This window comes from Novosphingobium sp. GW835-FHT14H07 (genome assembly GCF_058793515.1).
Genome location: NZ_JBXAFX010000001.1, coordinates 366860 through 391674, shown reverse-complemented (window position 1 = coordinate 391674; position 24815 = coordinate 366860). Strand labels below are relative to the sequence as shown.

The window sequence follows — 24815 nt, the reverse complement described above, 5'->3', positions numbered from 1 at the left end:
TCTACCGGTCGCGCTTAACGGCGCGGCCGGTAGAGCCAGTATTCCTTGTTGCCCAGAGGTACACGGGCATAGCGTTCATACTTGCGGGCGAGTTCCGTCTGTATCATGCGCCGCGTGTCCATGTTTGGCAGGTAAAGCTTCTTGTTCAGGCCGCGCATCACGATCACGCCGGGCTTGCTGGCCAGGATTTGCGCGAGTTCGGCGGAAGGATCGACCCCGATTGCCGGGGCTTCGACATAAGTATTGAGGTGGTTGGGGAAGATCCACCGTGTCGGCAGGCAGGTGTTGGTCGTCCGATAGAACGCCATCTCGCCTTCGTAGATATATAGGCAGCCCGCGTGCAGTTCCTGGGCGATTGCCGCGTTCATCGCCTGGTACTGCCTGGAAGTTCCGTGCTGATTAAGCTGATAGAGCATCACCACCACGCCAGCGATTGCGCCAAATCCGAGCAGCAGGCGGCCATACCACCGCTCACCTGGCGTCGCACGCGCCAAGGCCGGAGCGCCCAGGACCGCAAGCGGCATGAGCACGGGCGATACGTAATGGTCGTACCACGTGCCGAAAGCGAGAAACCCGGTGCAGGCTGCCATACCCCAGAGAGCGAGCACGCGGTGGCTGACCAGGTTGGCCCCGGCCAACGTATCGAACATCCTGGGTGCTCTGAAGATCGCCAGCCAGAACGGCGTCAGGACCACGACTTCCTTGAGCAGGCGCCAGTACGAGACCCAGCCATCCGAGCCGCGATCGAAGATCGAGACGAAATTTGCATAGATGAAGGCATCGAGCTGTCCGATTCCGGCATACCAGGCCATCGCGGCAAGCGTCGGCAAGAGTGCGACGCCAATCCAGAGCAGGCCGGTTGCAGCCAGGCGCTTGAACGACCAGACATCGGCAAAGCCGCGCGCCAGCAGGATCAGGCCGAACGCGGCACCTTCGAATATCACCGTGTACTTGATCTGGATGGCAAGCCCCAGCAGCAGCATGACGAGGCAGCCCCGCCAGATCAGCGGGGGGTGCTCAGGGCGCTTGACGCTGTCGACCACACCCCATGCCGCCATGGCGACGAGCAGGTTGTAGAAGACCGGCGCCTGTCCCATGCCGGCATTGAAGATCGGCATGAACAGGACGTAGGCGGCACCAGCCTGCCACGCGGCCCTTGGAGAGGCAATTTCGCGCGCCAACCGGGTCAGGACCATGGCCGTCAGCGTGAAGCTGATGCCTGCGCCGACCTGATAGGCAATCACAGGATCGAACGGTAGCGAAGCCAGCGCTTCGTAAAGCAGGAAGAGGCCGATCGGCTTGCGGTCCCAGATGTCGACATAGGGCACCGCCCCATCGCGCATGCGTTCCGCGACGAACAGGTAGAACTGCTCGTCGATATGGACCACCGGATTGCCGAAGAGAAAACTGCGCGTGACCATGAAGATCAGGGCGAACCCGGCGGCCTCTAGCAGCCAGGCGGGCAATACCTTGGGCCTGCGCAAGTTCCTGATGGCGGATGGGAAAGACCGGCCGGGCAGCGCGCCTACTGTGGCCGCTGCCAAAACGCCGCCAGTTTCGTTCATGCTCGCACTCCGTCCACCATTGCACCCGGGACGTTAACGGGCGAGCTGCCCGTTCCCTTCGCGCGGGCGACGCTAGGGGGCAAACGTCAATTGTCGATGTCAATTCCGTGCTGCAGTGCAACAAAGCCAGAGAACGGCGACAAACTGCCCTGTGCGGCCGACGAACCGTTAGTAACGATCGCCGGTCAGCGCAGAAACCGGGCCAGACCCTCAGCTGCGGCCTCATGACCGGCGCGGTTGGGATGGATCGGGATGCCGTCCCCCGACGGCGCATTGAGGCCGTTGCTCCAGGGATTGGCCGAGCAGGGTGCGTGATCTTTCGACATCGCAGAGAAACGGAAGAGTTCGGCGCCTTCCTCACGCGCGACCTTGGCAGTCAGCTTGGCGAGACGCTTCGCCGCGTGGCGACTCTGGTTCATCCGCTCGACACTGATCGGAAGGGAGGCGCATGTACCCCTGGGAGGCAGGACAGTGATGTAGTCGACGAAGACAACGCGTGCTTCCGGAGCCCGCTGGCGCACTTCGCGGACGATGCGGCGCATGCGCTCCTCGTCGGCCTTCCACACGTCCTCGCCGATGTCGCGCCACTTCTGGCAGCGCGCATCCGGTGTCGGCATCTGCTCGCACGCTGCGGCAAAGATGTTGCCGACGAAGTTCACGTCGTTGCCGCCGATGGTTACAGAGACAAGCCGGACATCGGCGGTAACGCTCTCGATCTGCGCCGGTATTTCCTTCCATGGGCCGAGGACGTGTTCGGTTGTTGCGCCGCTGCAAGTGGCGTCAACCAGCGAAAGCTTCAGCTTTGCCGCCAGCAGGTTGGGATAGTTCAGGGTTCCCCGGCCACAGCGATCCGGCGTGCCGGGCGTGTTGGGGCCAACGCCCGGGCCGGCCGCGAAAGAACTGCCCAGCGCCACATACCGCGCGCCTTCCGGAAGCGGGGCGGGTCCGGCAAGGGCTGGGGTGGCAACAAGCGCAAGCGCTGCAAGAGCAAGCCGCATCACTTTACCCATTCGAGACCGATTTCCTCGTAGATTTCCTTGGCGTCGGCCCAACGCTCGTCGACCTTCACATGAAGGAAGAGATGCACCTTGGTGTCCAGCAGTTGCGCCAGTTCCTTGCGCGCCGCTTCACCGATTGCCTTGATCTTCGCTCCGCCCTTGCCCAGCACGATCGCGCGCTGGGTTTCGCGGGCGATCACGATCTGCTGGTGGATCTCTACCGAGCCATCCTTTCGCTGGATATACTTCTCCGGCCGCACGGTGCTGTCATAGGGCAGCTCGTCGTGAAGCTGGCGATAGAGCTGCTCGCGGGTGATCTCTGCAGCCATCAGGCGTTCGCTGGCATCCGACACCTGGTCTTCGGGATAATGCCACGCGCCCTCGGGCATGAGTGCGGCAAGGCGCTGCTTGAGTTCGGGAACGCCATCGCCGGTGAGCGCGGACACGAAGAACACCTCGTCGAACTCGGCTTCCTGGGTCAGTGCCTCGGCCATGACCAGCAGCGGTTCCTTTGGCGTGGAGTCCACCTTGTTCAGCACCAGGAGCTTGCGTTCCGGTCGCCCTTTGAGTGTTTCGAGAATGGGTTCGAGATAGTCGCGCTTCTTCTTGCGCGCGTCGACCAGCAGCAGGATCGCGTCGGCTTCCTGTGCGCCGTCCCATGCCGCGCTGACCATTGCGCGGTCGAGGCGGCGACGTGGTTCGAACAGGCCGGGCGTATCGGCCAGGATGATCTGCGCCTTGTCCTCGCCGATATCCTCCAGCGCAATGCCCATGAGGCGCGCGCGCGTGGTCTGCGCCTTGGGTGATACGATCGCCACTTTCTGGCCGACGAGCGCGTTGACGAGGGTCGACTTGCCGGCGTTGGGTGCGCCGAGGACGGCCACGAGGCCACATTTTTCGGTCATTATTCCAGTTCTTCAGAAGAGTTGCGGCCATCTTAGGCCAAATGGGCGCGCGCCGCTAGATTTAGCCGAAATCCTGCATGAAGGCGCGGGCGGCGGAGGTTTCGGCCTCCTGCTTGCTGCTGCCGGTGGCGCTGGCCGTGCCGACGCCCTTCACTTCGACCGAGACCGTGAACCGGGCCGCATGATCGGGTCCTTCGCGCGCGACCAGAGTGTAGACCGGGGGCTTGCGGCGGTTGCCTGCTGCCCATTCCTGCAGAGCAGCCTTGGGATGCTTGCGCTGGCCGGTCCCTGTGGCCATCGGCTTGTCCCACACCCTGCGCACGAAAGCGCGTGCGGCATCGAACCCGCGTTCGACGAAGAGAGCGCCGATCAGCGCTTCCATCACGTCGCCCAGGATGTTGTCGCTCTGCGTCCCGCCATCATCGCGCGCCTGCTTGCCGAGCCGGATGTGGCTGGGGAGGGCAATATGGCGTGCAACATCGGCGCAGGTTTCGCGGCTGACCAGGGCGTTGAGCCGCTGCGAGAGCTTGCCTTCGGCGGCATCGCTCTTTTCATGCAGCCACTCGGCAATGGCAAGGCCCAGCACCCTGTCGCCAAGAAACTCCAAGCGCTGGTAGTCGCGTGCCTCGCCCATCGAGCCATGGGTGAGGGCTTCGGTCCACAGATCGACGCGTGTCGGTGCCCCCCCGGTAAGGTCCGTAAGGTAGCCCAGCGTTTCAGGCGGCAGCGCGCTCAGAACGTGCCCCCGATGCGGTTCCAGCGCGCCGCGGTGAACCAGGTCCAGGGCAGGAACCAGTTGGCGCTGCCATCGGTGGACCACATCATCACCGTCGCGCGGCCAACGAGGTTCTCCTGAGGGACAAGGCCGATGCCGCCGCCTTCCATTGCCGGGAAGCGGCTGTCCATCGAGTTGTCGCGGTTGTCGCCCATCATGAACAACTGGCCCTCTGGCACCACGACCGGCACGGTGTTGTCGGCATCACGCTGGCCAAGGTCGAGCACGTTGTAGCTCTTACCGTTCGGCAGCGTCTCGCGGAATTGCGGGTAATGGCAGGTCTGGCTGCCATCAGCTTCGGTCACGACAAATTCGGCCGAGAGGCAATCGGTGTTGGGGCTGACGGGGATGACGAAATCCTCGACCTTCACCTTGGGCACGGCCTGTCCGTTCAGGTGCAGCACGCCGTTGATCATCTGTACGGTATCGCCGGGCAGGCCGATCACGCGCTTGATGTAGTCGACATCATTGCCGGGAGGCGCCTTGAAGATGGCAACATCGCCACGTTCTGGCTGGCTGGCGAAAATGCGCTTGGGCAGCAGGGGCACGCTGAACGGCAGCGAGTAGCTGCTGTAGCCGTAGGGCCATTTGGCGGCGAGGAGATAGTCACCATTCTCGAGCCGCGGCAACATCGATTCCGACGGGATGTTGAACGGCGAGAAGATAAAGCTGCGGAAGATCGCGACGACGATCACCAGCTTGATCAGGAAGACAGGGAAGCTGTCCTCCTTCTTTTCCTTCTTCGGTTTCGCCGGTGCAGGTGCGGGCGCGGCCGGCTCTACCGGAGTGGGGCTGCTGGCTTCGGGCGTGTCGTTCATCGTCGCGGTCATGTTGCCAGCAAGGCCCTTCGTCAAGTGTGTTGTTTGTATAATACAGCGGCGAAATACGTCTGCGCAGCTTGCGCGGCGATGAACAGCGCGCTTGGCGCGGCGTCCCCGAGAGGGCATTAGGGCCATTACGCAGTTGCGAAAGGATGAGGTTGGACATGTCGGCAGGCGACGCACAGCAATTTTGGACGGCACTGGAGAAGTTGCCGCGGCCAACCCTGAAGACTCTGTTTTCCGACGCCGCGCGGCTAACACGCTATTCGACCACGCTGGATCTGCCCGGCGGCCCGGTGATCTTCGACTGGTCCAAGACGCACATTTCGCCGGAAGTCGAAGCCTTGTTCGGCTCGGTTGCAGCCGCGATGGACCTTGAGGGGCAGCGCGATGCTCTGATTGCGGGCGAAAAGATCAACAACACCGAAGGCCGCGCTGCCGAGCACACCGCGCAACGCGGGGTCGGCAAGGACACCAGTGTCGAGGAGGCCGAGGCGTTGCATGCCCGGATGCGGATGCTCGTCGAAGCCATCCACGAAGGCGCGCTGGGCGAAGTGAAGAGCCTGATCCACATCGGCATCGGGGGATCGGCGCTTGGGCCGGCGCTGGCAATCGATGCTCTGACCCGCGAAGGGGCGAAGGTTGCCGTTCATGTCGTTTCCAACATCGACGGCTGTGCGCTTGAGGCTGCGATCAAGGCCTGCGATCCCGAGACGACGCTGATTGCCGTGGCCTCCAAGACTTTCACGACGACCGAGACCATGACCAATGCGCATTCGGCGCTGGAGTGGTTGCGTGAGGGCGGTGTCGCCGATCCCTACGGACGCGTGATTGCGCTCACTGCATCTCCCGAAAAGGCAGTCGAATGGGGCGTGGATGAAACCCGCGTACTGCCGTTTTCGGAAACGGTGGGCGGACGGTATTCGCTGTGGTCATCGATCGGCTTCCCGGTGGCCATGGCACTCGGCTGGGAAGGCTTTGCCGAGTTCCTCGATGGCGCTGCAGCGATCGACCGGCACTTCATCGACGCCGACCTTGCCGAGAACATCGTGGTGCGCGCGGCCTTCGCCGACCTTTATTACACGCAGGTTCGAGGCTGCCAGACGCGCGCGGTATTCGCCTATGACGAGCGGCTGAAGCTGCTGCCCGACTATCTCCAGCAACTCGAAATGGAATCGAACGGCAAGAGCGTGCTCGCCGATGGCTCTCCTCTGACCCGCGCCAGCGCGCCGGTAACGTGGGGCGGCGTCGGCACTGATGCGCAGCATGCGGTGTTTCAGCTGCTCCATCAGGGCACGCACTTGATCCCGGTGGACTTCCTTGCCGTGAAAACGCCTGGTCACGATCTTGACCCGGCCCACCATGAGATTCTCCTGTCGAACTGCTTTGCGCAAGGGGCAGCGCTGATGGCGGGCAAGGCGTCTGACGACGGTGCCCGTGCCTATCCCGGCGACCGGCCTTCGGCGACGATCCTGTGCGATGACCTGAACCCTGCCACGCTGGGCGCGCTGATCGCGTTCCACGAGCACCGCACGTTCGTTTCGGCCGCAATGCTGGGAATCAACCCGTTCGACCAGTTCGGCGTCGAGCTGGGCAAGGCGATTGCAAAGCAGATCGAGGCTGGCGGCGGCGCTGGCTTCGATCCGTCGACGGAAGCACTTCTCTCCGCTGCAGGAATTGGCGGCTGATAGTTTGCAAGGCTAACAATATCGCCTAAATGCCTCTGGTCTTGGCCGAGACCAGAGGCCATATGCGCTTCACCAACAGGAGTGCATATGGCTGAGCAGGTTTCCGGGCAGGACTTCGACTACGATCTCTTCGTGATTGGTGCAGGATCGGGCGGTGTGCGCGCCAGCCGCATTGCCGCGAGCCATGGCGCGCGGGTGGCGGTGGCTGAGGAATACCGCGTCGGCGGCACCTGCGTGATCCGCGGCTGCGTGCCCAAGAAGCTGCTGGTCTATGGATCGCATTTCGCCGAGGAACTGCAGGACGCGGCCAACTACGGCTGGACAGTCGAGAAGATGACGTTCGACTGGCCGACGTTACGTGACGCCGTGCTCCGGGATGTCGACCGGCTCAACACGGCCTACACCAACACGCTGGAGACCAACAAGGTCGAACGCTTCCTTGAGCGCGCAGAGGTGGCGGGGCCGCACAGCGTGCGGCTGGCGTCGGGCAGGGAAATCAGCGCGAAGTACATCCTGATCGCAACCGGCGCCTGGCCGGTGATGCCCGAATTTCCGGGTAGCGAGCACTGCATTACCTCGAACGAGGTTTTCCATCTCGAGAAGTTACCCAAGCGCGTCGTAATCTCTGGCGCTGGCTATATCGCGATGGAATTCGCCGGGATTTTCAATGCGCTGGGCTGTCACGTAACGGTGGTCAATCGCAGCGAGACGATCCTGCGCGGGTACGATGAATCCCTCCGGGACCGCCTGCTCCAGATAACCATGGCCCGCGGGATCGAATACAAATTCAATTGCCCGTTCGATCGGGTGGAGAAGCGGGACGATGGATCGTTCGACGTCTATGTCGGCAAGCAACCCGATCCGATCCACGCCGACGTGGTGCTGGTGGCGACCGGCCGTCGGCCCAAGACCGATGGCCTTGGCCTGGAAAACGCCGGAATTACATTGGGTTCGACGGGCGAGATTCCGGTCGACGATCATGGCAGGACGGCGTGCGACAGCATCTATGCCGTGGGTGACGTAACGAACCGCGTGCAGCTTACGCCTATCGCGATCCGCGAGGGCCAGGCCTTTGCCGACCGCGTGTTCGGCGGCAAGGACACTTCGGTGAGCTATGATGCCATCCCCAGCGCGGTGTTTTCGCAGCCGCCGCTGGCGGGCGTGGGCCTGACAGAAAGTCAGGCACGTCAAGCATTTGGCAGCAATATCAAGGTCTACTCGTCCGACTTCCGCCCGATGAAGAACATCTTCGGGCATCGGCCTGAGCGCGGGCTTTACAAGATGATCGTCGATGCCTCGACCGAGAAGGTGCTGGGCATTCACATGATCGGGCCGGACAGCCCGGAGATCCTTCAGGCGGCGGCGATTGCGGTGAAGGCGGGGCTGACTAAGGCTGACTTTGATGCGACGGTGGCTTTGCACCCGTCAATGGCGGAAGAGCTTGTTCTGATGCGATAATCCGGAGAATTGCCCGTTTTCCAACTCTCGCAGGCAAACGGGCAACTCCCCCCTGACTCTCCCGCAACGCTGCCGAACGCAGGGCCTTCTGCCGCAGGCTGAACCGTAGCGATTTGCAACCGGACGCCCCCGCGCTATCCTCTCCTCAGATCGATCGGTGGGGAGAGCGGGAAAATGGCGGGCACGGTCCTCGTATCGGGTGGCAGCGGCTACATCGCCGGGTTCCTCATCCGCCAGCTTCTGGCCGAGGGGTGGACAGTCCACGCCACGGTCCGTTCCCTGTCACGCGAGGCGCAATTGCGGCCGCTCCTTGGCGGGACCGCCGAGACGTTGCGGCTCTTCGCCGCGGACCTCACGGCCGATGCCGGGTGGGCCGAGGCGATGGCCAGGTGCAGCCACGTGGCGCATGTCGCCTCGCCGTTCCGGGCCGATGCGCCACGACATGAGGACGAGCTGATCATCCCGGCGCGCGAGGGGGTGTTGCGTGCGTTACGTTACGCACGGGACGCCGGGGTGACGCGGTTCGTGCAGACCTCGTCCGTAGCCGCGATTGCCTATGGCCATGGCAAGGGGGTGTTCGAGTTCACCGAGCGGGACTGGACCAACCTGGATGGGGCGGATGTCTACGCGTACGTGAAGTCCAAGACCATTGCTGAACGCGCGGCGCGGGACTGGGTGGCCTCGGAAGGCGGGGGAATGGAGTTCGTCTCGGTCAATCCGGCGGCCGTGCTGGGGCCGGTGTGGTCCGGCGACTTCTCGCCATCGATCGAGGTCGTGCGGCAACTGCTGTCGGGCGCCCTGCCGGGGTGCCCGGACTTGGGTTTCGGGATCGTCGATGTGCGTGACGTTGCGGACCTTCATGTGCGGGCATTGACCGCGCCGGGAATCGCGGGCGAGCGTTTCATTGCCTCGGGGCCGTTCCTGAAGATTGTCGACGTGGCCACGGTGCTCAAGGCGAACCTGGGGCCGCAGGCGCGCAAGGTGCCGACGCGCAAGCTGCCCGACTGGCTGGTGCGGACGGTTGCGCTGTTCAACCCGGTGATCCGTCAAGTAACGGGCGAGCTTGGCAATGTGCGTGGCGCAAGTTCGGACCATGCCAAGTCGCGGCTGGGCTGGACCATGCGGCCGGTGGAGGACTCCATTCTCGATTGCGCTCGCAGCTTGATCGAGCGGGGTGTGGTGAAGGTCTAGATCCCGGCGAACCACTGGTAGCCGGAATGGTCCTCCCAGTAGCCGCCTCCGCCACCGTGGATGCCGGCAAGAGTTTCGACCGCTTCGATCCGCATGACGTACTTGGCGTGCTTGTAGCCGAGCGCCCGTTCGACGCGCAGGCGGATCGGGGCGCCGTGGCCGACCGGAAGGGGCTGGCGGTTCATCGTGTGGGCGAGGATCGTCTGCGGGTGCATGGCGTCGATCAGGTCGATGCTCTCATAGTAGGGAATTCCTGAGAAGTCATCTGCACAATGGAAGACAATGTATTGAGCAGTTGAGGAAATCTGCGCGTGACGCAGCAGCAGGCCGAGCGGCACGCCAGTCCATTCGCCGATCGCGCTCCATCCCTCGACGCAATCGTGCCGGGTGATCTGGGTACGCTGCGGTGCGGCTTTCAATTGGGCGAGAGTGAGGCTGAACGGGCGGGCGACCTTGCCGCCGATTTCCAGCTTCCAGTCGGCGAAGTTGCTGGCCATGTGGGCCTGATATTCCGCTGAAGCGGGCAAGCGATTGCCGTTCATGCGGAACCTGGGCGAGAGATCGGCGCGGGTGAATTCCGGCGCGAGGGCATTGCGGTCCGTCACCAGACGCTGGCCGGAGAGAGTGGCTTTCTCGCCTAATGTCAGGACCTTGCGGACGGTCGGGGACGCGGTGATCTTCTCGCACCCGGCCAGAAGCAGGCCGCTGGCACCGACGATGGCGTTGCGCCGCGTGACAAGGGTCATGGACGTTCCTTTCGCGGCGCGGGGAGCCGATACCATCCGGTGACGATCGAGCGAAGTTCGTTGAATGGACCGGCCAGCAAAACCATGAGAAGATGGATGAGGATGAACGCCAAAAAGCCTGTCGCACATAGGAAATGTATCGATCGCGCCGACTGCCTGCCGCCGAAGATATCGAGCAACCACGGGAAGGCAGCATTCAGCGTGGGCGACATGGTCATTCCAGTGAGCACGACCAGCGGGATCAGCACGAAGATGACGCCAAGGTAAGCGATCTTCTGCAAGGGGTTGTAGGCTTTGGCCGCTTCGCCGGTGGGAAAGCGCAGGCGGGCATGCTCCTTGATGTCGTGCCACAGATGCGCGAGCTTGCGCTCTTCAGGTTTCAGGGCAAGATCGCGCGACAAGTGCTTTGAAAACAAGGCATAAATGACGAAGAGGGTAAGAGATATTACCAGCACCCATGCGAAGAAGAAGTGCCATTGGCGACCTTCGGCCAAGCTGTAGTAATTGGGGATCGTGACGAGAGGCGGAAAAGCCCGGGTCGAGTGTTCCGTCCATCCCAGGAAGCCGGTCGTATCGAACTGGAGGCTGCCGAGGCGCAGGAAGCCTTGCTGGCCTTGTCGCCCGATCTCCAGCCATGGCGTTTCGAAGGTGGCGCCATACTTGCCCCAGTAGAGGCGGGGGTGAGCGTTGAAGATCGTCGCTCCGCTCATCAGCATGGCGAAGATCGTGACCGCGTTGGTCCAGTGCCAGATCCTGACCGGCAACCGCGTGCGATAAACCAGAGGCTGCGACTGCGCCGCGGGGCTTGGGTCCTGTGACGTAACGATTGCTGGCGCGGCATCCACGGCGGGGTTCCTGCTCCTGTCCTGTGGTCAGAGTGCCACATTCAGCAGCGCGGAAAAAGCCTCTGGAACGACGCGCGTGGAAACGGTGCGGCTAGGCCGGATGGCGCGCCGCCAGCGCGATCAGATCAGCGCGGCTGAAGCGGCGCTGGCTGGCGCGGGCGATGCAGGAGCGCGGGACGGGGCGGAGCGCGGACCAAGCGGCCTTGCCGATGAAGCCGAGCTTGCGAGCGTTAGTAACGACAGTGCGATGGTCCCAGGCATGGTCGCCGCGTTTGGCGACTTCGCGTGCGATCTCGCCATAGATGCCGGCGGCGGCGAGGATGGCCCAGCGCTGGCGGCCCTTGAGGCGGGCGGCGCCAATACGCGCCGAGCATTCGTGAACTTCCGCCGTCTCGCACATCCGCGCGACGAGCCGGGTGAGCGCGGGGCGGTAGTGCGGCTTCATCTGTTCGCCCGGCGGGATATCGAGCTCGGAAAGCCAGTCTAGCGGGATGTAGCAGCGGTCGGCGGCGTCGTCCTCCTCGATGTCGCGGGCGATGTTGGCGAGCTGGAAGGCAAGGCCGAGATCGCAGGCGCGGTCGAGCGTGTCTTCGTCATCCGGCGAGACGCCCATGACCACGGCCATCATCACGCCGACGGCTCCCGCCACGTGCCAGCAGTAGCGCATCAGGTCGGCCTCGCTGTGAGGCTGCCATTCGGCGGCATCGAGTGCAAAGCCATCGATCACGGCGCGGGCCATCTCGATCGTCAGGCCGGTTTCCCGGGCGACCAGGCCGAGGGCGTCGAAAGCAGGATCGCCGGTTTCGCGGCCGGCGAAGGCGAGCGCGGTCTTCTCGCGAACCAGCGCAAGACGCTCGGCTGCGCCTTCCTGAAGGCCGAGTGCGCCGCCATGGTCCTGCGCATCGACGATATCGTCGCAGCGACGACACCAGGCGTAGAGCAGCCAGACGCGCTCGCGCGTCTCGCGATCGAACAGGTGACTGGCGGCAGCGAAGCTTTTCGAGCCCTTCAGGATCGACTTGCGGGCGTTACTAACGAGAGACTTGCGATCCTGCATCACTCAGAGGTCTTTGGCCTTCATCGCGAAGATCGGCCTGTGCGGAACGTGGGCTTCCATGCGGGCCAGCAGGATATCGAGGTCAGGCTCTGCGATGATGATTCCGGCGTGGGCTTCGCGGATGAAGCCGACTTCGATCATGTGGCGGTTGAAGGCGAGCAGGTGGTCGTAGAAGCCATAGGCGTTGAGCAGGCCGACGGGCTTTGCGTGGTAGCCCAGCTGCGCCCAGCTGACCGCTTCCCACAGCTCATCCATCGTGCCGACGCCGCCGGGAATGGTGAGAAAGCCGTCCGACAGGTCGGTAAAGGCCTTCTTGCGTTCATGCATGCCGGGGACGACGTGCAGTTCTGTACAGTCGTGATTGGCGACTTCGCCGCCGACGAGAGCTTCCGGGATCACGCCGATCACTTCGCCGCCGGCGTCAAGTGCGCCGTAAGCCACTGCGCCCATCAGGCCGAGCTTGCCGCCCCCATAGACGACGCCGATGCCGCGCCGGGCGAGTTCGGCGCCGATCTGGCGGGCGAGTGTTACGTAACGAGTGTCGGCAGGTGAGGCAGAGCCGCAATAGACGGCGAGACGTTTGATCGAGGTGCGGCCGGTCAAGCAAGATCCTCCAGCATCAGTTTCGCGGTGGCCTTGGCCGAGCCCACCACTCCGGGAATCCCGGCGCCCGGATGGGTTCCCGCGCCAACCAGATACATGTTGGAAATGGCATCGTCACGGTTGTGAGCGCGGAACCATGCGCTTTGCGTGAGCAGCGGTTCGAGACTGAACGCGCTGCCAAGATGGGCGGACAGGTCGGTCTTGAAGTCCGACGGCGCGTAGTGAAACTTCGTTACGATACGCGAATGGATGTCCGGGATGAGGCGGCGGCCGACTTCATCGAGGATTCGCTTTTCGAGGATCGGGCCGATCTCGTCCCAATCGACTGGAAGCTTGCCCATGTTGGCCACGGGAACGAGCGCGTAGAAGGTGCTCATCCCTTCAGGCGCGACAGAGGGGTCGGTCACGGTCGGGTGGTGGAGGTAGATCGAGAAATCTTCCGGAAGGACGCCGTGCTTGTAGATGTCGTCAAGCAAGCCCTTGTAGCGCGGGCCGAACAGGATCATGTGGTGCGGAATGCCGGGCCAGGTGCCTTCGACACCGAAGTGGACGACGAACAAGCTCGGCGAGAATTTCTTTTTGGTCAAAGCCTTTGCACGACGTTGTGCATGTGGATTGTCAGGCATCAGATCGCGGTAGGAATGGACGATGTCGCCGTTGGAGGCGACGGCATCGAACTTTGCCGACCAGCCGCTCTTTGTGGTGACGCCAGTGACGCGCGTGCCCAGCGTCTCGATGTGGGTGACCGGATCGCTCATGCGCACTTCGCCGCCAAGGCGCTGGAAGTGGGTGAGCATGCCCTGGATCAGCTTGTTGGTGCCGCCCTTGGCCCACCACACGCCGCCGTCCTTCTCCAGCTTGTGGATCAGGGCATAGATCGAACTGGTGTTCATCGGGTTGCCGCCGACGAGCAGGGTGTGGAAGCTGAACGCCTCGCGCAGGCGTTCGTCCTTTACGTAGGACGACACCATCGAATAGACCGAGCGCCAGGCCTGATAGCGGGCAAGCGCGGGCGCGGCCTTGAGCATGGACGCAAAATCAAGGAACGGGACCGAGCCCAGTTTCACGTAGCCTTCCTCGAACACGCCTGCGGAGTATTGCAGGAACTCGTCGTATCCGGCGACGTCGGCCGGATTGAGCTTGGCGATCTCGGCGCGGAGGTGGGTCTCGTCGTTCGAGTAATCGAAGTTGGTGCCGTCGGGCCAGTTGAGGCGATAGAACGGCATCACCGGCATGAGCTCGACGTCATCGGCCATGCGGTGGCCCTTCAGGGCCCAGAGTTCTTGCAGGCAGGCAGGATCGGTGACGACAGTGGGGCCGGCGTCGAAGGTGAAGCCGTCCTTCTCCCAGTGGTAGGCGCGGCCGCCGGGCTTGTCGCGCGCTTCGATCACGGTCGTCTGGATGCCGCCGGACTGGAGGCGAATGGCGAGGGCAAGGCCCCCGAAGCCGGAGCCGATTACGCAAGCGCGCTTCATCGTGGGGTTCCTGCAAGGGTAAGAGGCTTGGGCCGCGCGCCGAGGCCGGTGAGCACGCCCAGGGCGCGGGTTATCGGCAGCGGCGGCTTGCCCGCGAGGATGCGGGCCTTGTCGAAGACGGTGGTCTTGCCGGCGTAGAAGCGCTCGATCAGCCCGTGGCGCAGGCTGTAGAAGCGTTCGAGTACGCGGTAGCGCTTGTCAGGCTCGGCGCCTGCAAAGAGCAGCGCGGAGAGCTGGCGCAGGTAGGCGGACTGGGCCCAGTGTTCGCGCGCCCAATATTCGCTGAACTGGGCGAGAGCTTCGCCTGACAGGTCCTGCTGGCGGGCGAGGGCCAAGGCGTACTTCACGGCATCGGGAAGCGAATAGCTGGTGACGGCCTGGAACAGCCCGGCGCGGACTCCGGCGCGGGCGACAGGGCCGCCGCTGGCGCGCCAGAAGGCGTCGAAATTGCCACCGGCGACAACGGGCAGCACGCCCTGTTCTTCTTCCAGCACTTCGGCGACATGCCAGCCCTTGGCGGCAACGTAAGCGTCGATGCGGGCGCGGATGGCGTCGGCATCGAGCGCCGGGCGGTCGGAGTAGTAGGTGTCCTCGACGAAGATTTCGTCTGCGGTGAAGGGGAGCGAATAGACGAAGCGGTAGCCGTCGATCTGTTCGACCGTGGCGTCCTTGACGATCGGCGCTTCGAGGCCGTGGGGGGCCGAGAGGCGAAAGCGACGGCCCACGAACTTCTGCCAGCCGCCGGTGAGGTCTGTTACGTTACGCAGGCCGCGAGCGTCGATCACGCCCTTTGCCTCGAGCCGCGTGCCATCGGACAGGGTTGCGTTGGTGGCGCTGCAGGCGAGGGCGCGGACGCCGGTCATGATCGATGCCTCGCCGAGGCGCTGGCGGACGACCTTGTCGAAGCGGTGGGAGCTGATCGAGTAGTAGCTGGTCTTCAACCGGCGTTCGTAGCGCGGGAAGCGGACGGTGTATTCGGGCCAGGCCGCAACGACCATGCCATCGAGCAGTTCGCGCCCGGCCTTGTTCACGTCCGTACCGAAAAACGACCAGACGTGGTTGCCGCCGATCGTTTCGCCCTGTTCGACAAGGACGAGGTCGAGTTCGGGGCGGGCCTGGCGCAAGGCCAGGGCGACGAGGCCGCCAGCCAGCCCTCCGCCGAGGATCGCGATGTCGCAGTGTCGCACGCTCATGACCATAGCGCTTAGGGGGATGCGGTTGCCGGTGCAACCATGGGCTTGTCGCTGTCAGCTTCACCCGTCAGAAAGGGCATGGAACGGGGGGAGTGGCGGCAAATGGCAAGCAGGGTTTCATTGCGGCCCGGCAGGGCGGGGTGGATTGCGGCCGCAGGCGTCGCGCTGGGGATCGTGATAATCCTGCTTGGCATGGCGAGGCCGCCGATCTGCCCCTGCGGAACGATCCGGCTGTGGCAGGGTGTGGTGGAATCGGCCGAGAACAGCCAGCAGATCTCCGACTGGTACAGTTTCAGCCACGTCATCCATGGCTTCCTGTTCTACGGCGCGGCGCATCTGCTGTGGCGGAAGGCCGGTCTCAAGGCGATTTCGCCGCAGTGGGCGTTGGCGCTGGCGGTGCTGGTGGAGGGATCGTGGGAGATCCTCGAGAATTCCCCGCTAATCATCGATCGCTATCGTGCCGTAACGATTTCGTGGGGCTATTCGGGCGACAGCGTGCTCAACTCCTTCTGCGACATGCGTTCATGGCGCTGGGCTTCGTCTTTGCCAGTCGCGCGCCGGCGACCGTGACGATACTGGTGGGCGGGGCATTCGAGCTGTTCACGCTGGCCATGATCCGCGACAACCTGACGCTCAACGTGCTGATGCTCGTTTGGCCGGTCGAAGTGGTGCGGCAGTGGCAGGCAGGCGGCTGACGGAAAGTCCTCGAGCGTTTCATTTTCTTGACCGAACGCTTCATCCTCATGCGCAGCCGGTTGCATGTTGACGACGATCAATGTCACTTTCTGCAGTGAGCCGAAAACGGCCGCAATGGCGTCAGACCATGGAGAGGCATGATGAGCGAGCACGCAGCATCGGGCGGCGACTTCGACGTATTGATCGTCGGCGCGGGCATTTCCGGCATAGGCTCTGCCTGGCATCTGCAGGAGCAGTGCCCGGGCAGGACTTATGCGATTATCGAAGCCAAGGACACGTTCGGCGGCACGTGGGAGACGCACAAGTATCCCGGCGTGCGATCGGATTCCGACCTGTACACCTTCGGCTATCGCTTCAAGCCCTGGGTCGGCGCGCCAATTGCCAGCGCGCAGGCAATTCTCGACTACATGGGCGAGGTGATCGAGGAAGGCGGGATCGACCGGCACATCCGCTATGGCCACACGATTACCAGTGCAAAGTGGGATAGTGCCAGCAACCGGTGGACGCTGGAAGCACGGACCAAGGACGGAAACACGGCCACGTTCACGGCCAATTTCTTGTGGATGTGCCAGGGCTACTATGACCACCAGGTGCCCTACATCCCGAAGGAGTGGCAGGGCGTTTCCGACTTCAAGGGTCTGTTCGTCCACGCCCAGCTGTGGGACCCGGCGACTGACGTTTCGGGCAAGCGGGTTCTCGTGATCGGATCGGGCGCCACGGCGGCCACAGTGGTCCCGGCGCTGTGCGATCTGGGAGCCAAGGTCACGATGCTCCAGCGCTCGCCAACCTGGTTCTATGCTGCGCCTAACGTGAGCGAACTGGCCGAGCGGTTGCGCACGATCGGGATCGATGAACCGACGATCCATCGCGTTGTGCGGCAGGACTACATCTACAACTTCCATGAAATGGACCGTCGCAGTCGCGAAGAGCCCGAAGCCATGGCCGAGGACCTGCGTGCCCTGATCCGCGGGTACGTGGGCGAGGATTTCCAGTTCGAGCCGCACTTCGCCCCGCGCTATCGCGTTTGGCAGCAGCGGCTGGCCCAGTTGCCTGACGGTGATCTGTTCCAGCAGGTCGTGGCGGGCAATGCGACGGTAGTGACCGACACGATCGACCGGTTCACCGAGACGGGGGTCCTGACCAGCAGTGGCGAATTGCTGGAAGCAGACATCATCATGGCCTGCACCGGCTTCCGGCTGAAAGTGCTGGGCGATATTCCTTTCGAGGTGGATGGCCAGGCCGTGGATTGGGGCAAGACGGTGACCTACCGTGGCATGATGTTCACCGGCGTGCCCAACATGGCTTGGGTCTTCGGCTATTTCCGGGCGAGCTGGACCTTGCGCGTCGACATGATGGCCGACTTTGTCTGCCACCTGCTGAACCATATGACAGAGCGCGATGCGAAGAAGGTGGAAGTCGCCTTTCGCGACGAGGATGCGGGCATGGAGATCTTGCCGTGGATCGAGGAAGACAATTTCAATCCCGGCTATCTGATGCGCGACATGGACAAGCTGCCAAGGCGCGGGTCAAACGATGTCTGGCGGCACAACCAGAACTACTGGCTGGAGCGTGAGGCCTTTCCGTCCATCGACCTGGATGGGCAGGAGTTCATTTACGACGGGGTACGGCGGGATGTGCCCCTTGCGGAGGCGGCCGAGTAGCCGCGCACGGTTGGACAAGACGATCGCGCCTTGATCAGACAGGTGGCGAGGATCGGGCCGGGACCGGCCGACGGTTGCCCTCGGCCCGGGCTCGCCTTGCGCCTGCCGCGAGTTCCTTGTTCAAGGCGCGAACATAGGCGTCGAAGTCCAACTGGATCGTATGGCGCCGTGCGGCATAGTACTGGCCGGTATGGTAGGCTTCGTCGGCGGCGATGATGCGATGCATTTCGGCTGGTGATGGCGGGGCATAGTCACCTGCAAGGTAGGCGGCGACGAGCTTCGACTGCTGTTCGGCGAAATTGACCAGGGTCGGCAGGGGCTGGGCGAGGCCGACATAGAACAGATCTGGTACTTCGGGCTTCATGATGCGCTTGAACAAGGGGGGCGGGCGATTGTCTGCATCGGCGGTGAATGCGGGATCGTCGAAGAACGGGAAGCGAATGTCATAGCCGGTGGCCCAGATGATCACGTCCACCTGCTCGCGGGTTCCGTCGCTGAAGGCGACGCCATCGCCGTCGAGCCGCTCGATGCCAGGCTTCATGATGATGTCGCCCGAGCCGGCGCGGAGCAGGAATTCGCCCGAGACTGTGCCGTGGCTCTCGAACGGACCGATATCGGGTTCGGGCAGGCCGTACTGGCTCATCCGGCCGACTAGCTTTTTTATCATGCGCGTGGCCAGCCAGTTGCGCAGCCGCTTGGGCATCCATGATGGGGCGGGATTCTTGTCGAGCGGCTGGCCGCGGTAGTATTTTGGCAGGACCCAGACCCCGCGCCGGGTGGAAACGAACAGCCGCGAGGCGATCGGGCGCTGCGACAGCTCCGAAGCAATATCCATGGCGCTGTTGCCCATTCCGACAACGAGTACGCGCCTGCCGACGCAATCGACCGGATCGAACGGACTGCGATAGGCATGGCTGTGGATCTGGGGACCGGAGAAGTGGCCCGGATAATCGGGGATGCGCGCAGCCCAGTGATGGCCGTTGGCCACGACAAGTGCATCGAAGCGCTCGATCTCACCCGTGGAAAGGGAGATATTCCAACCGCCTTCGCCTCGCCGCGTCGCACTCTCTACCCGCGTGTTGAACTGGATGTGCGGGCGCAGGCCGAAGTGATCAACGTAATCGTGGAAATACTGCAGAAGCTGGGCATGATGGGGGTAGTCCGGCCATTCTGTGGGGACGGGATAATCTTCGAACGCCAGCCGCCATTTCGACGTGTCGATGTGCAGGCTCTGGTAGCAGGCCGACATGCCGCTGGGATTGTTGAAGTACCAGTTCCCGCCAATGTCGTCGGACGCTTCGTAAACGACGAAGGGGATGCCACGATCCTGCAGGCGTTTGGCGGTAGTGAAACCCGAGCAGCCTGCGCCGATGATGCATACGCGCGGGAGCGGACCAGGCGCTTCGGGCGCGGCGACAGGCGCGATTTGCGGTGATGACACCAATTCGGTCATGGCCATGATCCTGCTCCATCGTCCGGGCTTGCGGGCCCGGAGCAGGAGTATCCTTAATCGCGTGATTAAGTCCAGCCGGCCGGGTGATCGGTCAAGTATTGCGGACGCGAAGTGAACGACCCGCACGCGCCGAGCGCTTTTTCAGCCAGATGACCACTCCGGTGACGGACAGCATGGTGACGAGCAGACCCAGCATGCTGACGAAGATCCGGTAGGGCAGGCCAAAGACCTGCGCCATGTGCAGCGCCGTGAGCCAGTTGCTGAACGTATTGGTGCCGTTGACGCCGCTGGGCCAGTAGACAGCCTTCATCTCGCCGGTGTTGCTGTCGAAAGCGATACCTGTGCCGCCGCCGTGATGGCCGATATCTGCCGCGGTGGTAAAGCCGTAGACGTACATGCCGCTGGTCGGCACGTGCCATAGCCAGCTTTCGCCCTCTTCGAGCGGCACAAGTCCTTGCTTCATGGACTCCTGTTCAGCGAGTTGCCTGGCGCGCTCGGTTGCGGCGCGGAAATCGAGGAGGGGGTTGTTGCGAGGAACAGCCAGGGCGCTTTCCTCCAAGATCAGCCGCGGATCCTGTGCGCCGAGCGCCTGCATCACGGGTACATGGACCTGCGGCAGGTTGAAGGACACGCTCGACCAAGCAAAAACCAGCAGAAGCGGCCATAGCCACAGGCCGCCGGCGCGGTGGAGGTCGAAGTTTAGCTTGTAGGGTGTGGACTTCCAGCGGATGCGCCAGCTCGGGCGCCAGCGATCGAGGAAGGATGTGCGCGCAGGCTTCGGAGCCTTGGGCGGCAGCGTGAGGTAGAAGCCGACGAAACAGTCTACCGTCCAGACAAGCGCGGCAATCCCGAAGATCAGGGTCCCGAATGTATCGAGGGCAAGGCTGTAGTGCAGGCGATAGAGGAAGGGCATCAGGTTCTTCTGCCCTTGGGCAATGTTGCCCCATTCGCGGCGGCCTTGCTCCTCGCCGGTGACGGGATTGAGGAACAGGTCGTCCCATTCGGGCACGCCCGGCCCGTGTTCACGCTCGAGCCCGGTCTTCGGATCGAGCCAGTGGAGGTGGAGGCGCAGCGCCTTGCCCGGTTCCACCGAGAGCGGCAGGAAATCGAGCGCGGCACCGGGGTAGCGCGCCAGCACCTCTTCGCGCACGCGCAGGGGATCGGGCGTGCCGGTCCAGCTTGAATTGTGCAGTTCGGGCGCGGTGGCGGCTTCGAGTTCCTCGATCCATGGCAAGAGAGAACCGGTAAGGCCCGCCACGGCAAGGAACAGTGCAAGGGTGAGGCCTGCCCAGCGATGGACCATGACCCAGAATGCGCGCCCCGGCAGCGCGAGGCGCCGGGGCGATGGGACAGACTGTTGGGCGGTGGTGGCCATCAGAAGGTCATCCTGACAGAACCGGTGACGCTGCGCGGCGGCGAAAGGAAGGATTGATCCCAATAGAGGCTGGCGAGATGCTTGTGATTGGTGACATTGGCGACGTTGAGGTTGAAGCTCACGTTGTCATTGAGCTTGTAGCCGGCCTGGAGCTGCAGGGTGGCGTAATCGTCCTGGCGGATCGTGCCTACGCTGTTCGTGATGAACACCGAATCCTGCCAGCGCATCGCCGCGCCAAGTTGGACCTTCTCGACCGGCTCCCAGCGAAGCAGCAGGTTGGCAGTGGTGCGCGGAACATAGGTGCGGACGGGATCGCCGTTGCGCCCTTCGAGAGACAGGTGGGTGACGCCGCCCTGCACGGTCAGGCCGGGAGCAATGCGGCCGCCGACTTCCGCCTCGACGCCCTGGCTGCGCACGAAGATGCCGTTGTAGAGCGTCTGGCCGAGAGTGACGTCATATCCTGCGGCTTCGGCAAGGTTCGACTGTTCGGAGCGGAACAGGGCGAGCGAGCCGAACAGGGCCTTGTCGGCCGTCTCGCCCTTGAGGCCGGCTTCCCAGCTCTTGCCCTTGGCCGAGCCCACGGGCTTGAGGTTTGTGCCGAGTTCCTTCTGCGGATTGAAGATGTCGCTGTAGCTACCGTAGAGGTTGATGCCCGGCAGGATCCTGAAAGTCGCGCCGACGAACGGGCTGACCGCGCTCTCGCTGCGGGCGGCGCTGACGCCGAAAGTGAAGCCGGTGGTCTGCACGTCGATGTAGTTGGCGCCAAGGATCAGGCTGAGGCGGTCGGTCAGCTCGAGATCGGTGGCGGCACGGACCCGCCATTGCTTGTCCGAGATGCGCGCGCTTTCTACGGCATCGCCAAAGGCCGGGAATGGGACTTCCGTACCGTCCCAGCCTGATTGCAGGGCGGGGAGGGCGCCCCAGGCCGGGTCGGTGCCGGGGACGGGGTAGGTGAGGTAGCCGAACTTCGCTGCGGTGCGCTGGACACCGAGGGTCAGCTTGTGGTCGCGACCGAAGAGCCTGAAGGTGCCATCGAGGCGATTGTCCCAGATCCAGCCGCGTGCGGTGGAAAGGTAGCCGCCGGGGTAGCCGAACAGGCCGAGGCCCGTTTCGGCATCGGGCGTGCCATAGACGTAGAACAGCCGCGAGGGTTCGTCGTTGATGCGGCGCGAGAGATGGGTTTTGACGCTCCAGCCAGGAGCGAAAGCCCATGTGGCTTCTCCGAACGCGGTCTGGTCCTTGCTTTTCCAGTAGGTCCAGTCCTGCGTGGTCGACGTGGAGAAGTCCCAGTCGAGCTGGTTGCCCTCGCTGTCAAGCAACGGCAGCGCGCCCCACAGCACGCCGCGCGAGGTGCCCTGCTGGCGGGCGTAGCCGAAGGACAGCGCCAGGTTATCGGCTATGCGGCCATCGACCACCGCCTGCAATGCCGTGCGGTTCGAGCGGTAGTCCCGCAAGTAGGAGTCCGCATTCTGCGCTGCACCGACAAGGCGGACGCCCCAGTTGCCATCCGACGTCAGCGGCATTTCGATATCGACTTCGCCGCGTACCCGGTTCCACGAGGCGGCAGTCAGTTCGCCGGTGACGCGGCGCTGGCCGGTGTAATGGCGACGGCGGTAATTGATCGTGCCAGAAGGATTGCCGACGCCCGACAGCAGGCCATTGGCGCCTCGCACGACCTCGATTGAATCCCACATCACGGTATCGAGCGACCCGATCGCAGGCCCCCAGATGTTCGGCAACTGGATCCCATCCACCATGGCTTCGGTGATGTCGAAGCCGCGGGCGTTGTAGTAGGTGCGGTCCGTCTCGGCCTCCTCGACGTTCACGCCGGTGACGTAGCGCAGGACGTCGTTGACCTCGTCGAAGGCAAAGTCATCGAGCAGGGTGCGATCGACGACGGTTACCGATTGCGGCGTGTCGATGATGGCCAGAGGGAGGCCGGTTGCGCCGCTGGCAACGCCCTCAGCCCGGTCTCCGATCACGGTGATGCGGTTTTCGGTGTCCTCAGCTTCATCGGCATATGCCGGATGTCCGCCAAGGACGAGGGCGGCAAGGGACGTAGCTGAAAGGAAATGCAAGCGATGCGACACGTTAGGCTCCCGTCTGTGATGGGCGGGCCTTAGTGCGATTCATTCGCAAAAGTCAATGCAAGTAAGAATCATTCGCATTAAAGATGTGTGAACCCTCATGGATTGGCTGGTTGCCAGTGTCGGCAGACCGCATTAGAAGTGCGGCCATACCCCGGGGAGCCAGTGTGGCTGAGAGGGGCTGGTCACGCAGCCCGACCCGTCGAACCTGAACCCGTTAGCACGGGCGGAGGGAAGGGCAGTGCCAGAGGTCAGAGCCATGGCACCCGCGCTCCCGATGCCTGACGAGAGGAGCGCTTGCATGGCCGACATCAACTCCAAGCTGGAAATCGGCGTTACCACCGGGCCGATCCGCGGCAGCCGCAAGATCCACGTGGAAAGCGCGCGCTTTCCGGGGCTGACCGTGGCGATGCGCGAGATTTCGCTGGAGCCTTCGAGCGGCGAGCCGCCGGTGCGCGTCTACGACACGTCCGGCCCTTATACTGACACTAACGTCATGATCGACATTGCGGCGGGCCTGCCCAAGCTGCGGCGCGACTGGATCGTCGACCGCGGCGACGTCGAGGAGTACGATGGCCGGGCAGTGAAGCCTGAGGACAACGGCCTGAAGGGGCCGGACCGGTCGGCGGGCGTGCCGCCTTTCCCGAATGTGGTGAAGCGACCGCTGCGTGCCAAGGCGGGGCAGAACGTCAGCCAGATGCACTATGCGCGCCAGGGCATCATCACCCCGGAAATGGAATATGTGGCGATCCGCGAGAACCTTGGTCGCAAGCAGGCCAAGGAAGCGCTGATCCGTGATGGGCAGGACTGGGGCGCTTCGATCCCTGACTACGTGACACCGGAGTTCGTGCGTGATGAAGTGGCGCGCGGGCGGGCCATCATTCCTTCCAACATCAACCACCCCGAGAGCGAGCCGATGGCGATCGGGCGCAACTTCCTCGTCAAGATCAATGCGAACATCGGCAATTCGGCGGTGGCATCGGACGTTGCGAGCGAAGTCGACAAGATGGTCTGGTCGATCCGCTGGGGCGCCGACACCGTGATGGACCTTTCGACGGGGCGCAACATCCACGACACGCGCGAATGGATCCTGCGCAACTCGCCGGTGCCGATCGGCACGGTGCCGATCTACCAGGCGCTGGAGAAGGTCGGCGGCGTGGCCGAGGACCTGACGTGGGAGATCTTCCGCGATACGCTGATCGAGCAGGCCGAGCAGGGCGTCGACTATTTCACGATCCACGCCGGCGTCCGCCTGCCCTACATCCCGCTGGCCGCCAAGCGCATGACCGGGATCGTCAGCCGTGGTGGTTCGATCATGGCCAAGTGGTGCCTGGCGCATCACAAGGAATCGTTCCTCTACGAGCGTTTCGACGAAATCACCGAGATCATGAAGGCCTATGACGTGGCCTATTCGCTTGGCGATGGCCTGCGCCCCGGATCGATCTACGACGCCAACGACGAGGCGCAGTTCGCCGAGCTTTACACCTTGGGCGAGCTGACCAAGCGCGCCTGGGCGCAGGACGTGCAGGTGATGATCGAGGGCCCTGGCCACGTGCCGATGCACAAGATCAAGGAGAACATGACCAAGCAGCTCGAAGCGTGCGGCGAAGCGCCGTTCTACACGCTCGGGCCGCTCGTCACCGACATCGCGCCGGGTTACGACCACATCACCAGCGGCATCGGCGCGGCGCAGATCGGCTGGTACGGCACGGCGATGCTTTGCTACGTGACGCCAAAGGAACACCTCGGCCTGCCGGATCGCGATGACGTCAAGGTCGGCGTGGTCACCTACAAGCTGGCGGCCCACGCGGCCGACCTTGCCAAGGGCCACCCGGCAGCGCAGGTGCGCGACGATGCACTGAGCAAGGCGCGCTTCGAATTCCGCTGGCGCGACCAGTTCAACCTGTCGCTCGATCCCGATACTGCCGAGCAGTATCACGACCAGACGCTGCCAGCCGAAGGCGCCAAGTCGGCGCACTTCTGCTCGATGTGCGGGCCGAAGTTCTGCTCGATGAAGATCAGCCAAGAAGTTCGCGATTTTGCCGCCAAGCAGAACCAGCCGATCGAGACGTTTGTCGCGGCTGACGAAGCCGAGGCGGAAGCCGGCATGAAGGCGATGAGCGCCAAGTACGACGAAATGGGGCGCGAACTTTATATCGGCGCGGGTGGTCGCGAACACGATTGATCGTCAAATGCCGATCCGGCTTGCTGCGTCACCAATGC

Annotated in this window: 19 protein-coding genes, 1 pseudogene and 1 riboswitch; of the genes and pseudogenes, 6 read left to right on the top strand and 14 right to left on the bottom strand. The window is 63.5% G+C overall.

All coding sequences use genetic code 11. The annotated features are described in order from the left end of the window. Window positions 1-14: 14 nt before the first annotated feature. The 5 genes from AC1Q5P_RS01870 to lepB form a co-directional block, all read right to left on the bottom strand. Window positions 15-1565, bottom strand: a complete 1551-nt coding sequence (locus AC1Q5P_RS01870) for an ArnT family glycosyltransferase (protein WP_492517972.1) — start codon at window positions 1563-1565, stop codon at window positions 15-17. Window positions 1566-1750: 185 nt separating this feature from the next. Beyond that, a complete protein-coding gene (locus AC1Q5P_RS01865) occupies window positions 1751-2575 on the bottom strand; it encodes an SGNH/GDSL hydrolase family protein (RefSeq protein ID WP_492517971.1) in 825 nt (274 codons plus the stop codon). After that, entirely contained in the window at window positions 2563-3468 is a 906-nt protein-coding gene (gene era, locus AC1Q5P_RS01860) for a GTPase Era (protein WP_039332043.1), read from the bottom strand. The genes AC1Q5P_RS01865 and era overlap by 13 nt, the downstream gene beginning before the upstream one ends. 61 nt (window positions 3469-3529) lie before the next feature. Beyond that, a complete protein-coding gene (rnc, locus tag AC1Q5P_RS01855) occupies window positions 3530-4228 on the bottom strand; it encodes a ribonuclease III (RefSeq protein WP_039332361.1) in 699 nt (232 codons plus the stop codon). Then, window positions 4201-5061 (bottom strand): signal peptidase I, encoded by an 861-nt coding sequence (lepB, locus tag AC1Q5P_RS01850; RefSeq protein ID WP_039332364.1) that lies wholly within the window; start codon window positions 5059-5061, stop codon window positions 4201-4203. The genes rnc and lepB overlap by 28 nt, the downstream gene beginning before the upstream one ends. Window positions 5062-5228: 167 nt before the next feature. Between lepB and pgi the strand changes: the two genes are divergently transcribed. The 3 genes from pgi (at window position 5229) to AC1Q5P_RS01835 (ending at window position 9401) form a co-directional block, all read left to right on the top strand. Beyond that, entirely contained in the window at window positions 5229-6752 is a 1524-nt protein-coding gene (gene pgi, locus AC1Q5P_RS01845; protein WP_052242016.1) for a glucose-6-phosphate isomerase, read from the top strand. An 87-nt stretch (window positions 6753-6839) separates the two neighbouring features. Beyond that, window positions 6840-8210 carry a glutathione-disulfide reductase gene (gene gorA, locus AC1Q5P_RS01840; protein ID WP_193826696.1) on the top strand — a complete coding sequence of 457 codons (1371 nt, stop codon included), beginning with the start codon at window positions 6840-6842 and terminating at the stop codon, window positions 8208-8210. Between the two features lie 174 nt (window positions 8211-8384). Continuing rightward, a complete protein-coding gene (locus tag AC1Q5P_RS01835) occupies window positions 8385-9401 on the top strand; it encodes an NAD-dependent epimerase/dehydratase family protein (RefSeq protein ID WP_492517970.1) in 1017 nt (338 codons plus the stop codon). Here the strand turns inward: AC1Q5P_RS01835 and AC1Q5P_RS01830 are convergent. The 6 genes from AC1Q5P_RS01830 to crtY form a co-directional block, all read right to left on the bottom strand. Beyond that, window positions 9398-10147 (bottom strand): molybdopterin-binding protein, encoded by a 750-nt coding sequence (locus tag AC1Q5P_RS01830; protein WP_492517969.1) that lies wholly within the window; start codon window positions 10145-10147, stop codon window positions 9398-9400. The genes AC1Q5P_RS01835 and AC1Q5P_RS01830 overlap by 4 nt on opposite strands. Continuing rightward, entirely contained in the window at window positions 10144-10992 is an 849-nt protein-coding gene (locus tag AC1Q5P_RS01825) for a cytochrome b/b6 domain-containing protein (protein ID WP_492517968.1), read from the bottom strand. Before AC1Q5P_RS01825 ends, AC1Q5P_RS01830 begins: the two co-directional genes overlap by 4 nt. A 91-nt stretch (window positions 10993-11083) precedes the next feature. Then, the gene (locus AC1Q5P_RS01820) at window positions 11084-12049 is read right to left on the bottom strand and encodes a phytoene/squalene synthase family protein (protein WP_492517967.1); all 966 of its coding nucleotides are present in this window, start codon (window positions 12047-12049) and stop codon (window positions 11084-11086) included. A gap of 3 nt (window positions 12050-12052) precedes the next feature. Further along, a complete protein-coding gene (locus AC1Q5P_RS01815; protein ID WP_492518002.1) occupies window positions 12053-12634 on the bottom strand; it encodes an LOG family protein in 582 nt (193 codons plus the stop codon). Window positions 12635-12648: 14 nt separating this feature from the next. Next, window positions 12649-14127 carry a phytoene desaturase gene (locus AC1Q5P_RS01810; RefSeq protein ID WP_039332053.1) on the bottom strand — a complete coding sequence of 493 codons (1479 nt, stop codon included), beginning with the start codon at window positions 14125-14127 and terminating at the stop codon, window positions 12649-12651. Further along, on the bottom strand, window positions 14124-15320 hold the full coding sequence (crtY, locus tag AC1Q5P_RS01805) for a lycopene beta-cyclase CrtY (protein ID WP_492517966.1): 1197 nt from the start codon (window positions 15318-15320) through the stop codon (window positions 14124-14126). The genes AC1Q5P_RS01810 and crtY overlap by 4 nt, the downstream gene beginning before the upstream one ends. Window positions 15321-15422: 102 nt before the next feature. Between crtY and AC1Q5P_RS01800 the strand changes: the two are divergent. Together AC1Q5P_RS01800 and AC1Q5P_RS01795 are read left to right on the top strand one after the other, a co-directional pair. Further along, window positions 15423-16015, top strand: a pseudogene (locus tag AC1Q5P_RS01800) (DUF2585 domain-containing protein). Window positions 16016-16156: 141 nt separating this feature from the next. Further along, the gene (locus AC1Q5P_RS01795) at window positions 16157-17677 is read left to right on the top strand and encodes a flavin-containing monooxygenase (RefSeq protein WP_492517965.1); all 1521 of its coding nucleotides are present in this window, start codon (window positions 16157-16159) and stop codon (window positions 17675-17677) included. A 34-nt stretch (window positions 17678-17711) separates the two neighbouring features. Here the strand turns inward: AC1Q5P_RS01795 and AC1Q5P_RS01790 are convergent, their stop codons facing one another. The 3 genes from AC1Q5P_RS01790 to AC1Q5P_RS01780 all read right to left on the bottom strand — a co-directional run bounded on the left by AC1Q5P_RS01790 (window position 17712) and on the right by AC1Q5P_RS01780 (window position 22595). Further along, complete coding sequence (locus AC1Q5P_RS01790; RefSeq protein WP_492517964.1) at window positions 17712-19136, bottom strand: flavin-containing monooxygenase; 1425 nt, start codon at window positions 19134-19136, stop codon at window positions 17712-17714. 85 nt (window positions 19137-19221) lie between these two features. Beyond that, window positions 19222-20505 (bottom strand): PepSY-associated TM helix domain-containing protein, encoded by a 1284-nt coding sequence (locus AC1Q5P_RS01785; RefSeq protein ID WP_492517963.1) that lies wholly within the window; start codon window positions 20503-20505, stop codon window positions 19222-19224. After that, entirely contained in the window at window positions 20505-22595 is a 2091-nt protein-coding gene (locus AC1Q5P_RS01780) for a TonB-dependent siderophore receptor (RefSeq protein ID WP_492517962.1), read from the bottom strand. Before AC1Q5P_RS01780 ends, AC1Q5P_RS01785 begins: the two co-directional genes overlap by 1 nt. Window positions 22596-22737: 142 nt before the next feature. Next, window positions 22738-22845: riboswitch (TPP riboswitch) on the top strand. A gap of 48 nt (window positions 22846-22893) precedes the next feature. Between AC1Q5P_RS01780 and thiC the strand changes: the two genes are divergently transcribed. Continuing rightward, window positions 22894-24777 (top strand): phosphomethylpyrimidine synthase ThiC, encoded by a 1884-nt coding sequence (gene thiC, locus AC1Q5P_RS01775; RefSeq protein WP_062341993.1) that lies wholly within the window; start codon window positions 22894-22896, stop codon window positions 24775-24777. Window positions 24778-24815: the final 38 nt, after the last annotated feature.

What these genes read in the sequence shown, in the direction of transcription:
- AC1Q5P_RS01820 (WP_492517967.1), bottom strand. Translation starts at nt 12,049, where the DNA reads ATGCAGGATCGCAAGTCTCTCGTTAGTAACGCCCGCAAGTCGATCCTG.
- AC1Q5P_RS01795 (WP_492517965.1), top strand. Translation starts at nt 16,157, where the DNA reads ATGAGCGAGCACGCAGCATCGGGCGGCGACTTCGACGTATTGATCGTC.
- AC1Q5P_RS01865 (WP_492517971.1), bottom strand. Translation starts at nt 2,575, where the DNA reads ATGGGTAAAGTGATGCGGCTTGCTCTTGCAGCGCTTGCGCTTGTTGCC.
- AC1Q5P_RS01810 (WP_039332053.1), bottom strand. Translation starts at nt 14,127, where the DNA reads ATGAAGCGCGCTTGCGTAATCGGCTCCGGCTTCGGGGGCCTTGCCCTC.
- crtY (WP_492517966.1), bottom strand. Translation starts at nt 15,320, where the DNA reads ATGAGCGTGCGACACTGCGACATCGCGATCCTCGGCGGAGGGCTGGCT.
- era (WP_039332043.1), bottom strand. Translation starts at nt 3,468, where the DNA reads ATGACCGAAAAATGTGGCCTCGTGGCCGTCCTCGGCGCACCCAACGCC.
- AC1Q5P_RS01835 (WP_492517970.1), top strand. Translation starts at nt 8,385, where the DNA reads ATGGCGGGCACGGTCCTCGTATCGGGTGGCAGCGGCTACATCGCCGGG.
- gorA (WP_193826696.1), top strand. Translation starts at nt 6,840, where the DNA reads ATGGCTGAGCAGGTTTCCGGGCAGGACTTCGACTACGATCTCTTCGTG.
- AC1Q5P_RS01785 (WP_492517963.1), bottom strand. Translation starts at nt 20,505, where the DNA reads ATGGCCACCACCGCCCAACAGTCTGTCCCATCGCCCCGGCGCCTCGCG.
- AC1Q5P_RS01790 (WP_492517964.1), bottom strand. Translation starts at nt 19,136, where the DNA reads ATGGCCATGACCGAATTGGTGTCATCACCGCAAATCGCGCCTGTCGCC.
- AC1Q5P_RS01830 (WP_492517969.1), bottom strand. Translation starts at nt 10,147, where the DNA reads ATGACCCTTGTCACGCGGCGCAACGCCATCGTCGGTGCCAGCGGCCTG.
- AC1Q5P_RS01870 (WP_492517972.1), bottom strand. Translation starts at nt 1,565, where the DNA reads ATGAACGAAACTGGCGGCGTTTTGGCAGCGGCCACAGTAGGCGCGCTG.
- thiC (WP_062341993.1), top strand. Translation starts at nt 22,894, where the DNA reads ATGGCCGACATCAACTCCAAGCTGGAAATCGGCGTTACCACCGGGCCG.
- pgi (WP_052242016.1), top strand. Translation starts at nt 5,229, where the DNA reads ATGTCGGCAGGCGACGCACAGCAATTTTGGACGGCACTGGAGAAGTTG.
- lepB (WP_039332364.1), bottom strand. Translation starts at nt 5,061, where the DNA reads ATGAACGACACGCCCGAAGCCAGCAGCCCCACTCCGGTAGAGCCGGCC.